This is a genomic window from Brevibacillus sp. FSL K6-2834, from assembly GCF_038592925.1.
Classification (GTDB): Bacteria; Bacillota; Bacilli; order Brevibacillales; family Brevibacillaceae; genus Brevibacillus; species Brevibacillus borstelensis.
The window spans coordinates 4,073,377-4,090,386 of record NZ_CP151945.1 but is presented as its reverse complement, the minus strand read 5'-3'; the positions used below and the strand labels follow the sequence as shown (position 1 = coordinate 4,090,386).

Annotated in this window: 15 protein-coding genes; 11 read left to right on the top strand and 4 right to left on the bottom strand. The window is 53.1% G+C overall.

The genetic code is table 11. The features are described from left to right. Positions 1 to 70 precede the first annotated feature (70 nt). The 8 genes from NST96_RS20245 to NST96_RS20210 all read left to right on the top strand — a co-directional run bounded on the left by NST96_RS20245 (position 71) and on the right by NST96_RS20210 (position 9,182). Positions 71 to 1,594 carry an ABC transporter substrate-binding protein gene (locus NST96_RS20245; RefSeq protein ID WP_171506726.1) on the top strand — a complete coding sequence of 508 codons (1,524 nt, stop codon included), beginning with the start codon at positions 71 to 73 and terminating at the stop codon, positions 1,592 to 1,594. Positions 1,595 to 1,642: 48 nt separating this feature from the next. Beyond that, positions 1,643 to 2,557 carry an ABC transporter permease gene (locus NST96_RS20240; protein ID WP_003389088.1) on the top strand — a complete coding sequence of 305 codons (915 nt, stop codon included), beginning with the start codon at positions 1,643 to 1,645 and terminating at the stop codon, positions 2,555 to 2,557. Between the two features lie 14 nt (positions 2,558 to 2,571). Then, complete coding sequence (locus NST96_RS20235; protein WP_327926022.1) at positions 2,572 to 3,486, top strand: ABC transporter permease; 915 nt, start codon at positions 2,572 to 2,574, stop codon at positions 3,484 to 3,486. Between the two features lie 37 nt (positions 3,487 to 3,523). Beyond that, positions 3,524 to 4,639, top strand: coding sequence for an o-succinylbenzoate synthase (gene menC, locus NST96_RS20230; RefSeq protein ID WP_003389090.1), 1,116 nt, complete (start codon positions 3,524 to 3,526; stop codon positions 4,637 to 4,639). A gap of 5 nt (positions 4,640 to 4,644) precedes the next feature. Then, complete coding sequence (locus NST96_RS20225) at positions 4,645 to 5,793, top strand: M20 peptidase aminoacylase family protein (protein WP_311068143.1); 1,149 nt, start codon at positions 4,645 to 4,647, stop codon at positions 5,791 to 5,793. Between the two features lie 2 nt (positions 5,794 to 5,795). After that, positions 5,796 to 6,800, top strand: a complete 1,005-nt coding sequence (locus NST96_RS20220) for an ABC transporter ATP-binding protein (RefSeq protein ID WP_003389092.1) — start codon at positions 5,796 to 5,798, stop codon at positions 6,798 to 6,800. Next, a complete protein-coding gene (locus tag NST96_RS20215) occupies positions 6,772 to 7,743 on the top strand; it encodes a dipeptide ABC transporter ATP-binding protein (protein WP_024982894.1) in 972 nt (323 codons plus the stop codon). The genes NST96_RS20220 and NST96_RS20215 overlap by 29 nt, the downstream gene beginning before the upstream one ends. Positions 7,744 to 8,804: 1,061 nt before the next feature. Next, entirely contained in the window at positions 8,805 to 9,182 is a 378-nt protein-coding gene (locus tag NST96_RS20210; protein WP_003389097.1) for a MaoC family dehydratase N-terminal domain-containing protein, read from the top strand. Between the two features lie 126 nt (positions 9,183 to 9,308). Here the strand turns inward: NST96_RS20210 and ilvD are convergent, their stop codons facing one another. Then, positions 9,309 to 10,985, bottom strand: coding sequence for a dihydroxy-acid dehydratase (gene ilvD, locus NST96_RS20205; RefSeq protein WP_341073571.1), 1,677 nt, complete (start codon positions 10,983 to 10,985; stop codon positions 9,309 to 9,311). A 228-nt stretch (positions 10,986 to 11,213) separates the two neighbouring features. Between ilvD and NST96_RS20200 the strand changes: the two genes are divergently transcribed. Next, positions 11,214 to 11,690: a PaaI family thioesterase gene (locus tag NST96_RS20200; RefSeq protein WP_003389099.1), complete on the top strand. Its 477-nt coding sequence runs from the start codon at positions 11,214 to 11,216 to the stop codon at positions 11,688 to 11,690. A 143-nt stretch (positions 11,691 to 11,833) separates the two neighbouring features. Here NST96_RS20200 and NST96_RS20195 read toward each other — a convergent pair. Together NST96_RS20195 and NST96_RS20190 are read right to left on the bottom strand one after the other, a co-directional pair. Next, a protein-coding gene (locus tag NST96_RS20195; RefSeq protein WP_122958896.1) for an IS1182 family transposase occupies positions 11,834 to 13,164 on the bottom strand; the annotation gives its coding sequence in 2 pieces (ribosomal slippage) (positions 11,834 to 12,624 and positions 12,624 to 13,164; 1,332 coding nt in all). A 217-nt stretch (positions 13,165 to 13,381) separates the two neighbouring features. Then, entirely contained in the window at positions 13,382 to 13,759 is a 378-nt protein-coding gene (locus NST96_RS20190; RefSeq protein ID WP_003389100.1) for a hypothetical protein, read from the bottom strand. Positions 13,760 to 13,918: 159 nt separating this feature from the next. Between NST96_RS20190 and NST96_RS20185 the strand changes: the two genes are divergently transcribed. Together NST96_RS20185 and NST96_RS20180 are read left to right on the top strand one after the other, a co-directional pair. Beyond that, on the top strand, positions 13,919 to 14,695 hold the full coding sequence (locus NST96_RS20185; RefSeq protein ID WP_003389101.1) for an inositol monophosphatase: 777 nt from the start codon (positions 13,919 to 13,921) through the stop codon (positions 14,693 to 14,695). Positions 14,696 to 14,788: 93 nt separating this feature from the next. Continuing rightward, positions 14,789 to 15,553 carry an ion transporter gene (locus NST96_RS20180; protein ID WP_003389102.1) on the top strand — a complete coding sequence of 255 codons (765 nt, stop codon included), beginning with the start codon at positions 14,789 to 14,791 and terminating at the stop codon, positions 15,551 to 15,553. A 109-nt stretch (positions 15,554 to 15,662) separates the two neighbouring features. On the opposite strand, the gene NST96_RS20175 is transcribed toward NST96_RS20180, so the two are convergent. Beyond that, the gene (locus NST96_RS20175) at positions 15,663 to 16,901 is read right to left on the bottom strand and encodes a hypothetical protein (RefSeq protein WP_342404336.1); all 1,239 of its coding nucleotides are present in this window, start codon (positions 16,899 to 16,901) and stop codon (positions 15,663 to 15,665) included. Positions 16,902 to 17,010: the final 109 nt, after the last annotated feature.

Sequence of the window (17,010 nt, the reverse complement as noted above, 5' to 3'; positions counted from 1 at the left end):
GAGAGCGCTTCTTCTTTTTTGCGATAAATAGACTGCCAATTCAAAATATTAAAAAGAGAGAGGGGTTTGCATGAAGAAGAAATGGTTGTCTGGTTTGTGGGCGGTCTTGTTGGTCCTTGCGCTTGGACTGAGCGGCTGTTCCCAGTCCTCATCCGGTACAGGGGGACAAAAAGAATTGGTTGTAGCGTTTGACTCCGACGTTCCGACGATGGACCCGCACATGCACAATGAGCCGAATGCGATCACGACCAACTGGCATATTTTCGACTCGCTGCTCTTTCTGTCCCGCGATTTGAAAATCGAGCCGGGGCTTGCGGAGAGCTACGAACAAAAGGATGACACGACGTGGATTTTCAAGCTGCGTCAAGGCGTTACCTTTCACAATGGAGAGGAATTCAATGCAGACGCGGTCAAGTTTTCTCTGGAGCGGGTGCTGAATGAAAAGCAAAAAAGCCCGCAGCGCGGCAACATCAGCGCCATTTCTGCCGTGAATGTACTCGATCCGTACACGGTGGAAATCAAGACAAAGGAGCCGTACAACTTGCTGCCGCATCGCTTGTTCTACCTCAGCATCGTCCCGCCGAAATACGTACAGGAGGTGGGGGACCAGGAATTCGCGCAAAAGCCGGTGGGGACGGGACCGTACAAATTTGCAGAGTGGGTCAAGGGTGACAAGATCGTTCTGGAAGCGAACGAAAATTACTTCAAAGGCGCACCGACGATCAAGAAGGTCAGCTTCCGCGTCATTCCCGAGGTAGCGACGCAGATCGCGGAGCTGCAGAGCGGAGGCGTGGACATCATTCGCATGGTGCCGCCGGACATGCTCGCCCAGCTCGAGGGCAACCCGCAGCTCGCTGTCACTTCGACCCCTCTCTTGCGGGTCTACTATATGGCCTTTGACACGAAGAAAAAGCCGTTTGACGACGCCCGCGTAAGACAAGCGATGAACTACGCAGTGGACATTGACACGATTGTGAAAAAAGTGCTGGCCGACAAGGCTGTGCGTACACCAGCGGGAGTGAACCCCAATCACTTTGGATTTGACGAGAGCATCAAGCCGTACCCGTACGATCCGGAAAAGGCAAAGAGCTTGCTGAAGGAGGCGGGGTACGAAAACGGTTTTGAGACGGAAATCCATTACTTTACGCCGGGGATCGGCCAGCAGATCACAGATGCCGTCATTTCTGATCTAAGCAAGGTCGGCATCAAGGCGAAAGCAAAATTTTACCCTGAATCCAGCTCGTTTGTGGAAAAACAGCGGGCGGGCGATCTGCCGTTCCGCCTGGGCCATTGGGGCAGCTACTCCGTTTACGATGCGGATGCGATTCTTCAGCCGATGTTTGACAGCAAGGGAGTATACGGCAAGTACTTCAACACGCCACAACTGGATGCATTGATAAACGAAGCGCGCTCGTCTGTCGACCAGGACAAGCGCAAAGCGCTTTACAGTCAGGCACAGCAATTGATTTACAAGGAAGCGCCGTGGATTTTCCTGTTCTCGCCGATGGACAACCAGGCGTACAATGCGAAGCTGCAGTTCCAGGCGAGGGCGGATGAACGCATTTACGCCTATGAAATTGACTTCAAGGAATAGCCGGGGGGAGATTCTCCCCCTTCATCTACCGGAAAGGAGGGAAGTGCAATGGGAGGATTATGGAAGCAATGCTTGCGGATTGTCCTCGTCTTGTTTGGCATCTCGACAATCGCATTTTTTCTCATCCATTTATCGGGGGACCCTGTGCTCCTGATGCTGCCGCCGGAGGCAACCCAGGAGGAGATCGATGCATTTCGCCATCAGATGGGCTTTGACAGACCGCTTTCCGAGCAATACGTCAACTTCCTGGTGCAAGCTGTCCAGGGGGATTTCGGCAAGTCGCTCAAATTCCACCAGCCCTCGCTCGATGTCGTTTTGGAGAGAATTCCGGCCACGCTGGAGCTGACGCTGTTTGCGACTCTGCTCAGCATTGTCATCGCCATTCCACTGGGCATCTACTCGGCGGTCAACCGCAACTCTCTGTCGGAAAACCTCGTGACCGTCGCCGTTTTTCTCGGACAGTCGATGCCGATCTTCTGGACCGGGATCATGCTGATGCTCCTGTTTGGGGTGAAGCTCCACTGGCTGCCCGTTTCAGGGAGAGGGACGTTTGCCCATTTGATCATGCCGGCCTTTACGCTCGCGGTGTGGGTCGCTCCGACAACGCTCCGGATCGTCCGCTCCAGCATGCTTGAGGTGCTGCAGCAGGATTACATCCGGACCGCCCGTTCCAAGGGGCTTGCAGAGAAGGTGGTCATTTATAAGCATGCCTTGAAAAATGCGGCGATCCCGATCATTACGGTCATCGGGTTTCAGATCGGGAAGCTGCTGGGCGGAGCCGTCGTGACGGAGACCGTCTTTGCCTGGCCGGGAGTCGGACAACTGGTCGTCAAGGCGATCTACACGGCTGACTATCCGCTGGTGCAGGCATGTGTCGTTATCCTGGCGCTGATCGTGGCTACGATGAATTTCAGCGTCGACTCGATGTACCGCTATCTGAATCCGAAAATCAAATCTGGCTAAGCGAGGTGATTGCGATGAGCAGCGCAGGGTTGCAAACCGCTGCTGAGCCGGTATTGGAAACCCCAAAACCGGCCGTGCCCGAATGGAAGCGGAAGTACCGGAAGTTTGTGAAAAATCCCATCGGCATCATAGGGCTGGTCATGGTTTTGCTGATCACCTTCATTTCGATCGCGGCACCGCTGTTGACCAGCCACGATCCGATCGAAGTCAATCTGGAGGAAAAATTGCAGCCGCCGGTCTGGCAGGAGGGCGGCACGTGGGAGCACTGGCTGGGAACGGATGAGGTCGGGCGCGATGTATGGGCTCGCCTCGTGTACGGTTCGCGCGTATCGTTGTCGGTCGGATTTTTTGCCGTCGTGATTTCCTTGGCACTGGGAACGGCGCTGGGGATTCTGGCCGGGTATTTTCGCGGCAAAACGGATTTTGCCATTTCCACCGTAATCGACATCATGATGGCGTTTCCCTTTATTCTCCTGGCGCTGGCGACGATAGCCGTTATGGGTCCGAGTCTTTTGAACATGATTCTCGTCCTCGGCCTGACAGACTGGACGCAGTACGCGCGTCTGGTCAGAGGTGATGTGATCAGTCTGCGGGAGCAGGAGTTCATTCAGGCGGGGTACGCGCTGGGAAGCCGGCACTGGCGGATTATTTGGCGGCATCTTTTGCCCAACTGTCTGCCGTCTGTCATCGTGCTGGCCACATTGGCCATGGCCCGGGCCATCCTGATGGAATCGTCGCTCAGCTTTCTCGGACTCGGTGTCAGCTCCCCTACACCTAGCTGGGGGTTTATGATGAGTACAGGCAGGCCTTATATCGCGACGGCATGGTGGCTGGCGACGCTGCCGGGCATCGCAATCCTGATCACAGTCCTCGGCATCAATTTGGCAGGTGACCGCATTCGCGATATGCTGGATCCGAAGGTCGATTAAACACCAGCAGCATAAAAAGGAAAGGAAGGAATTCCACATGAAAGCTGAAAAGGTTGTTCTCCGCAAAATGAGCATGACGCTGAAATCTCCGTTTCAAACGAGCTTCGGCACGCAGATCGTCCGTGATTTTATTTTGGTTGAGGTGCATACCAAGGATTTCGTCGGGTACGGTGAATGCGTCGTGTCCGGCGAGCCGCTCTACAGTGAAGAGACGGTCGGCACGGCATGGCATATGCTGGAAGACTTTCTCCTCCCGATGCTCTTTGAAAAGGGCGAGATCACCCACCCGGATGAGGTCGGGGCACTGTTTGCTCCGATTCGTCGCAATAATATGGCAAAATCGGCTCTGGATGCCGCCTATTGGGATTTGTACGCAAAAGAACAGGGCATTTCGCTGGCAAAAGCACTCGGCGGGACAAAAGACAAGATCGACGTCGGCATCAGCCTGGGAATCGAAGCGGACATCAACGATCTTTTCCGCAATGTGGAAAAGTATCTGGAGCTCGGCTATCGCCGGATGAAGATCAAGATCGCTCCGGGCAAGGACGTCCAGGTCATTCGGGCACTGCGCGAGCGCTTCGGCAATATCCCGATGATGGCAGACGCCAACTCCGCGTATACGCTGGAGGACGTGGACATTTTGAAACAGCTTGACGAATTCGACCTGATGATGATCGAGCAGCCGCTGGCTCACGATGACATCATCGACCACGCCACTCTGCAAAAAGCGCTAAAAACGCCGATCTGTCTGGATGAGAGCATTCACTCCTACGACGATGCACGCAAGGCAATCGAGCTGGGCAGCACCCGGATTATCAATATGAAGGTAGGGCGAGTCGGCGGGCTCTCGGAAGCAAAGCGCATCCACGATCTGTGCCAGGAAAAAGGCATCCCGCTGTGGTGCGGGGGCATGCTCGAGTCCGGGATCGGCCGGGCGCACAACATCGCCGTGACGACCTTGCCGAACTTCACGCTTCCCGGAGATACCGCAGGCTCGTCCCGTTACTGGAAGGAGGATATCATTTCTCCAGAGGTGGAGGTGGACGCTGACGGAACGATTGCCGTCCCGGACCTGCCTGGGATCGGCTATACACCGGTGCCGGAATTGATTGAAAAATACACAACAGCCAGCAAGGTTGTGACGAGAGGGTAGGACAAATGAGTGTAAAAGCGGTTTGCGACTATCTGAGAGAGTGTCAGGCTGACATCGTCCGGACATATGAAGAGCTTCACGAGCTGGCCGAGCCGAGCTGGCAGGAAGAGAAAACCTCGCAGTACCTGGCACAGCGGCTGCAGGCGGCCGGGCTGACTGTACGGACGTACCCTGGCCATTTTGGACTGACCGTGGATATTCCGGGCGAGGAAGAGGGAGTCGTCGCGCTGCGGGCTGACATGGATGCGCTTGTGCAGGAAGTGGACGGAGTGGTGCGTCCGAATCACTCCTGCGGACACGACGGACACAGCACAATGGTCCTCTACGCCGCCCTGGCCTTCGCCGCAGCGGGTATACGTCCGAAAAAGACAGTCCGCTTCCTCTTTCAGCCGGCGGAGGAAAAGGTGGGCGGAGCGCTGCAGATGATGAAGGATGGGGCGCTGGAAGGCGTCGAAATGCTGTTTGGCGTCCATGTCCGGCCAGTCATGGAATTGGCCAACGGTACGGCTGCTCCCGCCATTTTGCATGGTGCCAGCGCGTCGATCCACGGCACCATTTCCGGGCTGCAAGCGCACGCTTCACGGCCGGAACGCGGGAAGAACGTCATCGAAACGGCATCTATGCTCGTTCAATCGCTGCAAAACATCCGCCTGGAGGCAGGCTGTCCATTCTCCGTGAAAATGACACAGCTGGCTGCCGGCGGGGATACCTCCAATGTCATTCCGGACAGGGCCACTTTCAAGCTGGATGTGCGGGCGCAGACCAACGAGGGCATGGAGGAGCTGCAGGAAAAGCTGAAGCACACTATGCAGCACGTAGGGAGTCTGATGGGAACCCCGATCGAATGGAGCATTCCCGGTGCGGTTCCAGCCGCAACCTTTAACGAACGTGCAGCAGGAATGATGCGTGAAGCGATCTCGCTCGTATTGGGGGAAGAGAACATTGCCGGACCTTGCGTTTCCCCGGGGGGAGAGGACTTCCACTTTTACACCTACCACAATCCGGGGCTGGCCGGAACGATGCTCGGCCTGGGATGCGGCCTGGCCCCCGGCTTGCACCATCCTGACATGTCCTTTGACACAAAGGCGCTTGTCGCCGGAGCGCAAATATTGGCGACATCGTTGCTGATGGCCGCCAGCGGAAAGGAAGTGTGAACATGCAACCGATCCTTCAGGTAGAAGACTTGCACATCTCCTTTCGGGGAGAAGATGGCGACCTGAACCCGGTGAGCGGCATCGATTTTCGCGTCCATGCGGGAGAGACGCTGGGAATTGTCGGGGAGTCAGGCTGCGGAAAGAGCGTTACTTCTCTGGCGATCATGGGGCTTTTGCCAAAGGGGATCGGCCGGGTCAGCGGAGGGCGCATTTTGTTTCAGGACAAAAGCATTGCGGACATGAGCCAAACCGACCTGCAGAAGCTTCGCGGAAATGAAATTGCGATGATCTTCCAGGAACCGATGACCTCGCTCAATCCGGTGTATACGATCGGCGAACAGCTCGGTGAACAGATCCGTCTGCACCTCGGCCTGGGCAAGCGGGAGGCCCGGGAGAGAGCGATTGAGATGCTCAGAATGGTCGGGATTCCCCGTGCGGAGGAGATCGTGAAGGAATACCCCCATCAGCTGTCCGGGGGGATGAGGCAGCGCGTCATGATCGCCATGGCGATGTCCTGCGATCCGAAGCTGTTGATTGCCGACGAGCCGACGACAGCCCTCGATGTGACGATCCAGGCGCAGATTCTGGACCTGATGCGAGAATTGAAGGAAAAGAGGGGTACCTCGATCATCTTTATTACCCATGACCTCGGGGTAGTCGCGGAGATGTGCGACCGGGTGGTGGTCATGTATGCGGGACAGGTGATCGAGGAGGCTGCTGTCCGGGAGCTGTTCCAAAATCCGCAGCATCCCTACACCAAAGGCTTGATCGCTTCGATCCCGTCGCTCCACCAGCAGCAGCGCCGGCTGAACTCTATCCGCGGGACAGTGCCTCACCCATCGGCCATGCCGGGCGGCTGCCGGTTTGCCCCGCGCTGTGACTATGTTCGCGACGAATGCAGCCGGATTCCTCCGCTTCTTGGCGTGGGGGAAGGACACAAGTGCCGTTGCTGGCTGGTGAAGGAAGGAGGGGAGGAGCATCGTGGAAGCTTTGCTGCAGGTACGTGATTTGAAGAAGTATTTTCCGGTGAAAGGGAAATGGTTTCAGCCGACGACCCATGTCAAGGCAGTAGACGGCGTCACCTTTTCCATACAGAAAGGAGAGACGGTCGGCCTTGTCGGCGAGAGCGGATGCGGCAAGTCGACCACAGGGCGAGCGCTCCTGCACCTGCTGCCTCCGACCGGGGGAGAAGTCATCTATAATGGAAGGAATCTGACCAAGCTGTCCACAAGCGAGCTTCGTGTCCTGCGAAGGGAGCTGCAGATCGTTTTCCAGGACCCGTACGCTTCGCTCGATCCGCGGATGAAGATACGGGACGTCCTGCTCGAGCCGTTGGAGATTCACGGCATCGGAACCAAGCAGGAGCGATTGAAAAAGGTGGAGGAAATCCTGGAGATCGTCGGCCTTGGCGGTCACTATGCCAACCGGTATCCGCACGAATTTTCCGGCGGACAGCGTCAGCGGATCGGAATCGCCCGTTCCCTGATTCTGCGGCCTTCCCTGATCGTCGCCGATGAGCCCGTATCAGCGCTGGACGTCTCCATTCAGTCGCAGATTCTCAATCTGCTGCAGGATTTGCAGGAGCAGTTTGACCTGACGTATCTGTTCATTTCGCATGATCTGAGTGTGGTCAAGCACATTAGCGACCGGGTCGGCGTCATGTACTTGGGCAGGCTGGTGGAGTTCGCTCCAAAGGAATCACTCTATTCGGCTCCTGCTCATCCGTACACGCAGGCATTGCTGTCGGCGGCGCCGGTAGCCAATCCGGATGCCAGGCCCCAGCGGATCATCCTCAAGGGAGATGTGCCCAATCCGGCGAATCCTCCGAGCGGCTGCGCTTTTCATACGCGCTGCCCGCATGTGATGGAGGCGTGCAAAAGTGTCAGGCCTGAGCTGGCGCCGGTCGATGGGCAAGGGCACTGGGTAGCTTGTCATTTGCATCAGCAATAGGCTTGGAACAGTACGCTTTCATGGATAGACACGGGAGAGGGTGCCTCCGTTTTTTAGAGGTGCCCTTTTGTGTTGTGTTCTCTGTTTCCCTTCTTGAGGTTGGTTCTTGGGACTGCTTCTTGGAGGACATCGCTTTTGGGCTTTTCACGCTTTATTGGAAATGCACTTAGGACAGGCTTTGGTGGGGGAGATGAAAAAGGGAGAAAACGCTGCAGGTTCGGTGGGACACTTCTTCGGAGCCAGGTCTGGCCGGCTCCATTCCAAAAGCGGAACCGCGTCCAAAAGCCGCCCATTCATGAAGTACCTCAGAGTTGGACGCTGAAAGCGTGTTCCGCTTTTTCCATTCCGCCTGGGTAGTGTCCCAAAGACCTTCGCATTTTCTCCCTTTTTCATCTCTACAGCTTCAATGGTTGTTCGGGTGTTTCTTTGAGCGAATCAATGAAGTGGAGTAAAATCGTCCTCGCAGCTTTAGACTGTCTTCTGATCCGAAAGCTCTGGAGGGCTCAACCTAAAGAAGGGAGTGCCAAGATGCGGTGCTCTATGCCGCTTCAGTACAATTAATATGCTTCTGGACAATAATGTCTTGGCGTTATTTACATCCCTGGCCTTCCTCAGCTTCTTGTCATTCCTTCCCTCTCTTGCCTTGTAACCCTCCATGACCTTCATGAACATGCCTTCAATCAGTCTTCTTTCAAAAAGCCAGACAAAAGGCAAACAGCAGTAGAGATGAAAAAGCAGAAAAAACACGAAGGTCTTTGGGGCACCAGCCTAGGCGGAATGGAAAAAGCGGAACCGTTTTTAGCGTCCAACTCTGAGACGCCCCTTTGAATCGGCTGCTTTTGGACGCGGTTTCGCTTTTGGAATGCAGCCGGACAGTCATGTCCCGCAGCAGGTGACCCACCGAACCTGTAGCGTTTTTTCTGCTTTTTCATCTCCACCACCAAAGCCCCGGACAACGCTCTTTCCTAACGAGCCAAAAATGAATGAATGTACATTCACCAAAGCTGTGATATATTCAAGGGAGAAAATTTCCTGAAATGTGAAACAGGAGGTTATGAAAAGTGGACGTGAAAGCAGGCGACGTGTTCAGGTGGGAAAGGACGTTTCGTGAAGAGGAGGTTTTGCAGTTCGCGGAGCTGACCGGCGACAAGGGAAGACATCATGTGGAACGTGATGAAAAAGGGCGGCTGATGGTTCACGGTTTTCTTACGGCCAGTATCGGAACAAAGCTCGGCGGAGATATGAACTACATCGCCCGAGAATTGGTCAGCGAGTTTCTGAGGCCTGTCTTTTCAGGAGATACCGTCTCATGTGAAATGACCGTGACCGAGGTAACGCAGCAGGAAGGCTACAAGCAGGTTTCAGTGAAGCTGATCTATCGCAATCAGGACGGAAAGGAAGTATTGACGGGAGCAAGCCGCGGAATTATACGGGACTGACATGCAGCCCCCAAAATCGAATGATCGGGACGGAATAGGCATAGGCATAGGCAAAGATTGCCCCCCACATACAGCAAAAACAGGCTGAGCGTTGGAAAAGCGCCCAGCCTGTTTTTGGATGATAGGTTAGATCTTCAAAATAGCGCCGTTGCTGGCGTTGGTAACCATCTTGGAGTAGCGAGCCAGATAGCCGGTCTTCACCTTTGGCTCAAATTCGGTCCAGTTGGCCTGACGGCGAGCCAGCTCGTCAGGGGCTACATGCAGTTGGATGGAGCGATCCTCCAGATCGATGCTGATGATGTCGCCGTCCCGGACGAAAGCGATCGGACCGCCCTCCGCTGCTTCCGGAGAGATGTGGCCGATGCTGATTCCGCGGGAGGCGCCGGAGAAACGGCCGTCGGTGACGAGCGCCACTTCCTTGCCCAGTCCCATGCCCACGATCTGGGAGGTAGGGGCGAGCATTTCAGGCATGCCCGGACCGCCTTTTGGCCCTTCGTAACGGATGACAACGACGTGGCCTGGCTTGATCTTGCCTGCAGCGATACCGGCAAGCGCCTCTTCCTGCGAATCAAAGCAGATGGCAGGTCCTTCGTGCCGCTTGATGGACGGATCGACGCCGCCGGTTTTGATGATGGAACCCTGCGGAGCCAGATTACCGAACAGAACAGACAGTCCGCCTGTTTCGCTGTACGGGTTGTCGAGTGTGCGAATGACCTGCGTATCCGTGATTTCCGCGTCAGCGATATTTTCCGCCAGCGTTTTGCCGGTCACGGTGATGCGTTCAGGATGCAGGGCGCCCGCCTTTTTGGACAATTCCTTCAAAATGGCGGAGACACCGCCCGCATTGTGGCAGTCCTCGATGTGGTAGTCGGATGCCGGAGCCAGCTTGCACAGGTACGGGATGCGCTTGGCTACCTCGTTGATCCGCTCCAGCGGATATTCAAAGCCTGCTTCCTGGGCAATCGCCAGCGTATGGAGAACGGTGTTGGTGGAACCGCCCATTGCCATGTCGAGGGCGAATGCGTCATCGATGGCTTCCAGCGTAACGATATCGCGAGGCTTGATGTCGCGAGCGATCAAATCCATCAGTTTTTGGGCCGATGCTTTGACCAGCTCCTTGCGTTCCGGAGAAACGGCGAGAATGGTTCCGTTGCCAGGCAGAGCCAGTCCGAGAGCCTCCGCCAGGCAGTTCATCGAGTTGGCGGTGAACATGCCGGAACAGGAGCCGCAGGATGGACAGCCGAATTGCTCGAGCTCGTCCAGCTGTTTATCGTCGATCAGACCGGCCTGGTACGCTCCGACTCCCTCGAACACGGAGGAAAGCGAAATGGACCGGCCGTCGCTTGTTTTTCCGGCTTTCATTGGGCCGCCTGTCACGAAAACAGTAGGAATGTTAACGCGCAGTGCTCCCATGATCATGCCGGGGGTGATTTTGTCACAGTTGGGGATACAGATCATGCCGTCAAACCAGTGAGCGGCCACGACTGTCTCCAGACTGTCGGCGATCAGCTCGCGGCTTGGCAGGGAATAGCGCATCCCGATATGGCCCATGGCGATGCCGTCGTCTACGCCGATTGTATTGAATTCAAACGGCACTCCGCCCGCTGCGCGGACTGCCTCTTTTACGATCTTTCCAAATTCCTGCAGGTGGACGTGACCGGGAATGATGTCGATGTATGAGTTGCAGATCGCGATAAACGGTTTGTCGAAATCCTCGTCTTTTACGCCGGCTGCACGCAGAAGGCTGCGGTGCGGCGCACGGTCAAAGCCTTTTTTGATCATGTCGCTTCGTTGTCTGGCCACTTGAAAAACTCCCTTCCGATTGAAACGATGCCTGTTTATTTTGAACTATCTTATCACTTTTTCATAAATAGAAACAACCGTAAAAGTCTGAACATTTGCTCAGGAAAGAGCTTCTCAAGGCGTCAAAAGCAGCGCCGCTTGCCTGTTCATAACAACGGAACTGGTGAAAAAGAAAGTACTTTGTTCTACAATAAGGTACATGAAATAAATAGAGCTGGAGTGAACAGGATGTGGGAAGAACTAAAAACGATCTGGGAACAGGGAACTGAGGAAGAACGACAAATCCTGGAGCTTGCCGTTCAGGCGATCCGGCAGCGCAGGGAGCGGGGAAGCGCGTTTTTGTCCGGCTTTCTCGGATTGAAGGGCGATTTCGTCGACGAGAACACCTATCGCTTTGAACTGCCGTTGACTGTGTTTACGCACAACTCGCTCGGTGTCGTCCACGGCGGGATTTTGGCTACGCTCATCGATTCGGCGATGGGGTCGCTCATTAACCGCTCCCTTCCGCCTGATCAATACGCCGTGACGACTGAACTGAAGACCAATTACCTGCGTCCGGGAAAGGGAGAAAAGCTGCGTGCGGAAGCCAGCTTCATCCATCGCGGACAAACATTGGTGGTCATGGATGGCAGGGTGTACGACGAACGCGATCGGCTGCTGGCTCACGGGACCGGGACGTTCATCGTCCTCAAGCGAAAGAGATAGGCAGTCTGTACACAAAAAAACCTCTATACGCAAATAGCGGATAGAGGCCAGGCTGTCGAGAAACCCCACAATATGTTGGAGTTTCTTCTTTCATAACAATAAAATTGAGCACGAAGTACTGGAAGTCTTAGATAGCACCACACCTAACATGCCTTTGCAAGGTGGAGTGCTATCTTTTTTATATTTTGAACGGTTGCTGTCAGCAACGCTTGCTCTTGGACATTTTCACGTCCGCGCAACCTACAATAGCGAAGTCCATGCAGTTCTTTGGCATCTGCAAAACTTCGCTCTATCGTTTGGTATCTCAACCTGTATAGGTATTTTCCTGACTTACTTAAGCGGTTCTGTCGAACCCATTCTTTACTCTCTTCCCATACATGCCTGGTTATCACCTTTTGGTGATTTTTTGACCGTGTACACATAGTGAGCATCGGACATGCCTTACATATTTCTTTATTTGACTTATACATTCTGTATCCGTTACGGTCAGTTGTCGAATAAGCAAGCTCATGTTTTTGGGGGCAAATATAGACATTCTTTTCGGGATCATATTTAAACCGCCATTTGGCGATAAGGCCTTTAACAGGTGAAAAAGCTCGATGGCCAATGACGGCAAAGATATTTAGATCGTGCAGAGCCTTGCAGATTGGAGTAGTTAAATAGCCAGCATCCAATGCAACGGCTTCAATGGTATCTGTAAACCCAAACTTCTCAATTTGGTGTTGTAGCCGATCTACATAAGGAACAGAATCATGAACGTTACCCGCAGTCACGTGTACATCAGTTATGATATTGTACTTATGATCGACTGTCCGATGATCGAGATAGAAAAAGCCTTCAGGCTTTCCGTCACGAACCATGTAACCACTGTCCGGATCAGTAGTACTCACCTTGATTTCCTTTTCTTCCTTCACATCCTCTCTAGGCTTCAATCCTTTTTTCCGTGTGCTTCACGGTCTTCATTAATGGCTGCTTCTAAATCACTAAGGTAGGCTCGACTAGATTTTTCAATAACATGCTTCTTAAATTTACGTTTGTTCGCATTTGCTTTCAGATGAGTGGAATCACTTATCAAAACACGTCCGCCAACCATGCGATGTTGGATAGCAAGGCGAACGATTTCATCAAAAATCTCTTGGAAAACATTTGTGTTTTTAAAACGAGTTCGACGATTCCAACTGATGGTAGTGTGGTCTGGAACTCGATCTGTTAGTGAAAGGCCAAGAAACCAGCGGTAAGCAATATTCGTCTGAATTTCCTTTTCGAGTTGTCTTTCTGACCGGATACCGTAAAGGTATCCAATGAAAATCATTTTAAATAAAACCACCGGATCAATGGCTGGTCTACCGTTATCTTCACAATAGTATTGGCGTACTTTTTCTCGGATGAAAGAGAAGTCTACATGCTTTTGAATAACTCGTAGCAAATGGTCCTCCGGGACCAACTCATCAAGGCATACAAATTCATATTGCATTTGTTGCTTTTTTTCATTAGAGGAAAGCACAATAATCACCCGCCAGTAAATGTAATTACAAGAATATTATAACACATTAACGCGGTGTCGTCATAAAATACAGGGAAATAAAAATGGCTGTCGACTTTCTCGACAGCCTGACCTCTATACGCAAATAGCGGATAGAGGCTTTCGGCCGTGCAGCGCAGCCACGTGCACCAGGCGAGGCGCATGTTTTTTACCCAATGGCTATGAGGCCGCTGTATTGGGCAATGTAGTCCAGCATCTTGCGGGAAAGTGGAACGATAAACTCCATGTTCTCCCGTTCGGTAATTCCGGAACGCGTCACAATCCGCGCCCATTTTACGGTGAGCTTGTAGTAGTCCGAGCCAAATTCCGAGCGGATCAGCTCGCTTTTGTGGCGGAAAGTAATCGGCGCGTTGTCAAGCTTTATCGGAACCATGCTGACGATGTCATGCAGGAACAGGTGATACGTCATATGAGGCTTGAAAAACACCAGCTCCTTGCTGGTTACGGAGCAACCCAGACTTTTGTTCAACTGGGTCAGCATCAGTTCGCCTTCCAGATTTTTCAGGCGAATAAAATCGCTGTTCATGTCTTTTCCCCTCCTTTGGCGGAAGCACTTGCCCGGATGCGCTTTTGCAAAGACCGGGCAGCCCCTTCAAAACACGGGTGTCTCCCTATCATAGGGATGAACCGGGTCCGGATGCAAGGGTAATCAATGGATTTACAGAAAAGAAAAGGAGAGACTCCCATGATCGAAATAGCCAAAGAAGCAGCAAAATACGCTGGAACCTATCTGCAGGAACGTTTTTTGCAACAGCTCATCCCCGATGAGGAGCTTCACAACGACGTAAAGCTTCCCGAAGACAAGGAGAGCGAACGACGGATCATTGAGGTTTTGCATAAGCATTTTCCGGACCATACCATTTACTCCGAGGAGATCGGAATGGTCGAACGCAAGGAAGACTATCTCTGGATCGTGGATCCGCTGGACGGTACAAACAACTATTTCATCGGCTATCCGTATTTCTCTATCTCGCTTGCCCTGCAGTACAAAGGTGATGTGATCTTGGGCGTCGTCTACAACCCGGTGGCCGGTCAAATGTTCTGGGCGGAAAAAGGCAAGGGAGCGTTCCTCAACGGGAAGCGGCTGGAAGTGAACAAACGCGACGATTTGACCCGGGCAGTCGGAACGTACATCCGGGGACGCAACTCGGTCACCAAGGAGCAGGAGCTCGAATTCACGCGTCCGTTCGTGCTCAAAACGAAGCGGCTCTTGCGCAACATCGCGCCAGCTCTGGACTGGTGCCTGCTCGCCAACGGGTGGCTGGACTACATCGTGATGCAGCGATCCAGCATCATGGATGTGGCCGCTGGCATTCTGATCGCACAGGAGGCCGGTGCCCTCGTCACAGATTGGAACGGAGAGATCTATCATCATGAAGACTTCGACAAAGAGCGTCTGCCGTCGCTAGTGGCGAGCAATGGCGTACTGCACGAAAAGGTGCGGGAACTGATCTCGGAATAGCAGAAGCGTAACCTTGAAAAGGGAAGCAACGTTGCTTGGCAGCCGGGAGACAGAAAGCGAACGGGCAGGTTAACTGGGTTTGGAGGAGTCCTCTTGTTTTTTCGGGTCATGTATGAAATTTTTGTCATCCTGCTGGTCATCACGTATGCGATTGTCGTCTTCGCCGATCCGGCCAGTCATCCCCGGTTGACCGAGGAGTTTATGAATCAGGCAGACGTCATCCTGATCAGCTTTTTGGCAGCGGAATACGTCATCCGCCTATGGCTGGCCAAAGATAAAAAGAAATTTGTCATCAGCAACTGGTTCGATCTCGTCGCCATGATCCCGCTTGATCATTATTTTTATCTGGCGCGCTTCATGCGTATCCTGCGCCTTGTCAGGATATTGAGAGCTTCTCCTTTTCTCTGGAGCATGCTGAAATCCAAGCCGATGCAGCGGGTGATTGGCGTGGTCACCTTGATCATGCTTTGGAGCTCGGGAGCCATTTACCTGCTGGAGGCCGGCATCAACGAAAATATCGTTCATTTCGGCGATGCTCTTTGGTGGTCCATCGTCACGACGACAACAGTCGGATACGGAGACATCTCGCCCGTTACGACGGGGGGCAGAATCATGGCTACGATATTGATGGTCACCGGTATCGGGACTCTTGGCGCTCTGACCGCAAACTTCGCCCATCATTGGACCGAGTTTCAGGAGGGGAAAGGGCAGACGCCGGAGGAACACGCTCATGCGGAAAAGAAGATGCGTGCGCTTCATCAATTGCAGCAAGTCGAGCAGTTGACGCAAAAAGAGTACGAATCGATGATGAAAACGATTGAGGAGTTGTATCGGGAAAGGAACGGGGAAGAACGTTAGTCGGGAAGCAGGCAACGTAATAGCCAGACTGCGGACTTGATCCATCAGGCAAACGGTGGATAAGAAAAAGGCATGGCGCACAGGGCGTCATGCCTTTTCTTCATGTAGCTTATTCTACAACTGCTTCTACAGCATCCATTTCCCAGCTTGGCTCAGTGGAGAGCGTTTCAGCAAGGGAGCGGAAGAAGCCTTTTTTGTCAAAAGCTTCGATTGCTTTCGGATCTTTCTTCAGATCTTCTACAGTCAAAGAAGCGTCTTTTCCAGGGATGTCATACTTGGTCGCTTTGCCGAAGTTGTACGATACGGTTTCTGCTTCCAGACCGACAGTCAACGGCTTTTGGGTTTTGTCAACCGCGAACGTTACGTTCAAAGCGCTCTTTTGGCGAATAGGCTGTTTTGCCTTGTCGATGTTGAAGTCCAGGGTCCAGTTCACACCGTGGAAGCCCTCTTCTTTCAGCAGCTCGACGACTTTTTCAGGCGTATAGACTTTGCCCTCTGTTTCCAGCCATTGTTTCGCAGAAGCAATGCCAGCTGTTACTGCAGCTTCGGCAGTCGCGCGTTTTTCGGCATCTGTCGTTTTCTTCGCGTCTGGAGTGATTTCTTCTTCCAGTTGTTGAGTCAAGACCATGATGTCGACAGCAAACGCTTTTACGTCTTGGTTGGCAACAGCGTCATTTGCTGTGTAGTAGAACATTTGAATCAGTTCTTTTGTGTCCAGTGTGATGGCGATGTGTGCTGTTTCCACTTTCTCGCCGTTAGGCAGTGTGACGGTTTCTTTGCCCAGGTCTTTCACATTGGACAGCTTGTAGCCGTACTTGGAGATGTACTTCTTCATGAAGTCCATCGTCAATTTGTTCATTTTGTCCTGGTAGTCTTTCAATTTCGCCGGATCGATGGCTGTTTCGCCAGCGGCAACGAGTCCAGTCGAGTTGGAGTCGATTTTCAAGTATTTTTTATCCAACGAAGATTTTGCATACAGATCGCTTCCGCTTACGATCAGCTCCACGCCAGCTTTTTTATCGCCAGCCCAAACGCCTTTGTCCCGCAGCAGCTTGTCGTCGTTTACTACGACGTCCATCTTCGCGTTCTGAAGATCGAGCTGGGAACCTTTTACGGTTACTCCTGCTTTCAGTGCATTCAGTACGGCGATGCTTTCAGAGTCCGCTGGTTCGCCCAGGGCTGCTGGCAGCTTGTCTACGTCACCAACCAGTTTGAGTGAACCCTGGTAGTCATAGTTGGGTTTATCGAGCGATGTAACGACGGCGTCCCGCACCAATGACGCTTGACCTGAACAGCCTGTGAGAACAAGCCCCAAAGCAAGCAGCAGGGCACTCCCCTTTTTCCACATGAAGTGTTCCTCCTCTATCAATTCATTTCAATTTCCACATCTTGTATTACGCATGAGCTGGCAAAAGGTTTCTCATTATCTAAAAAAAACTCAACAGAGCAAAAACAAC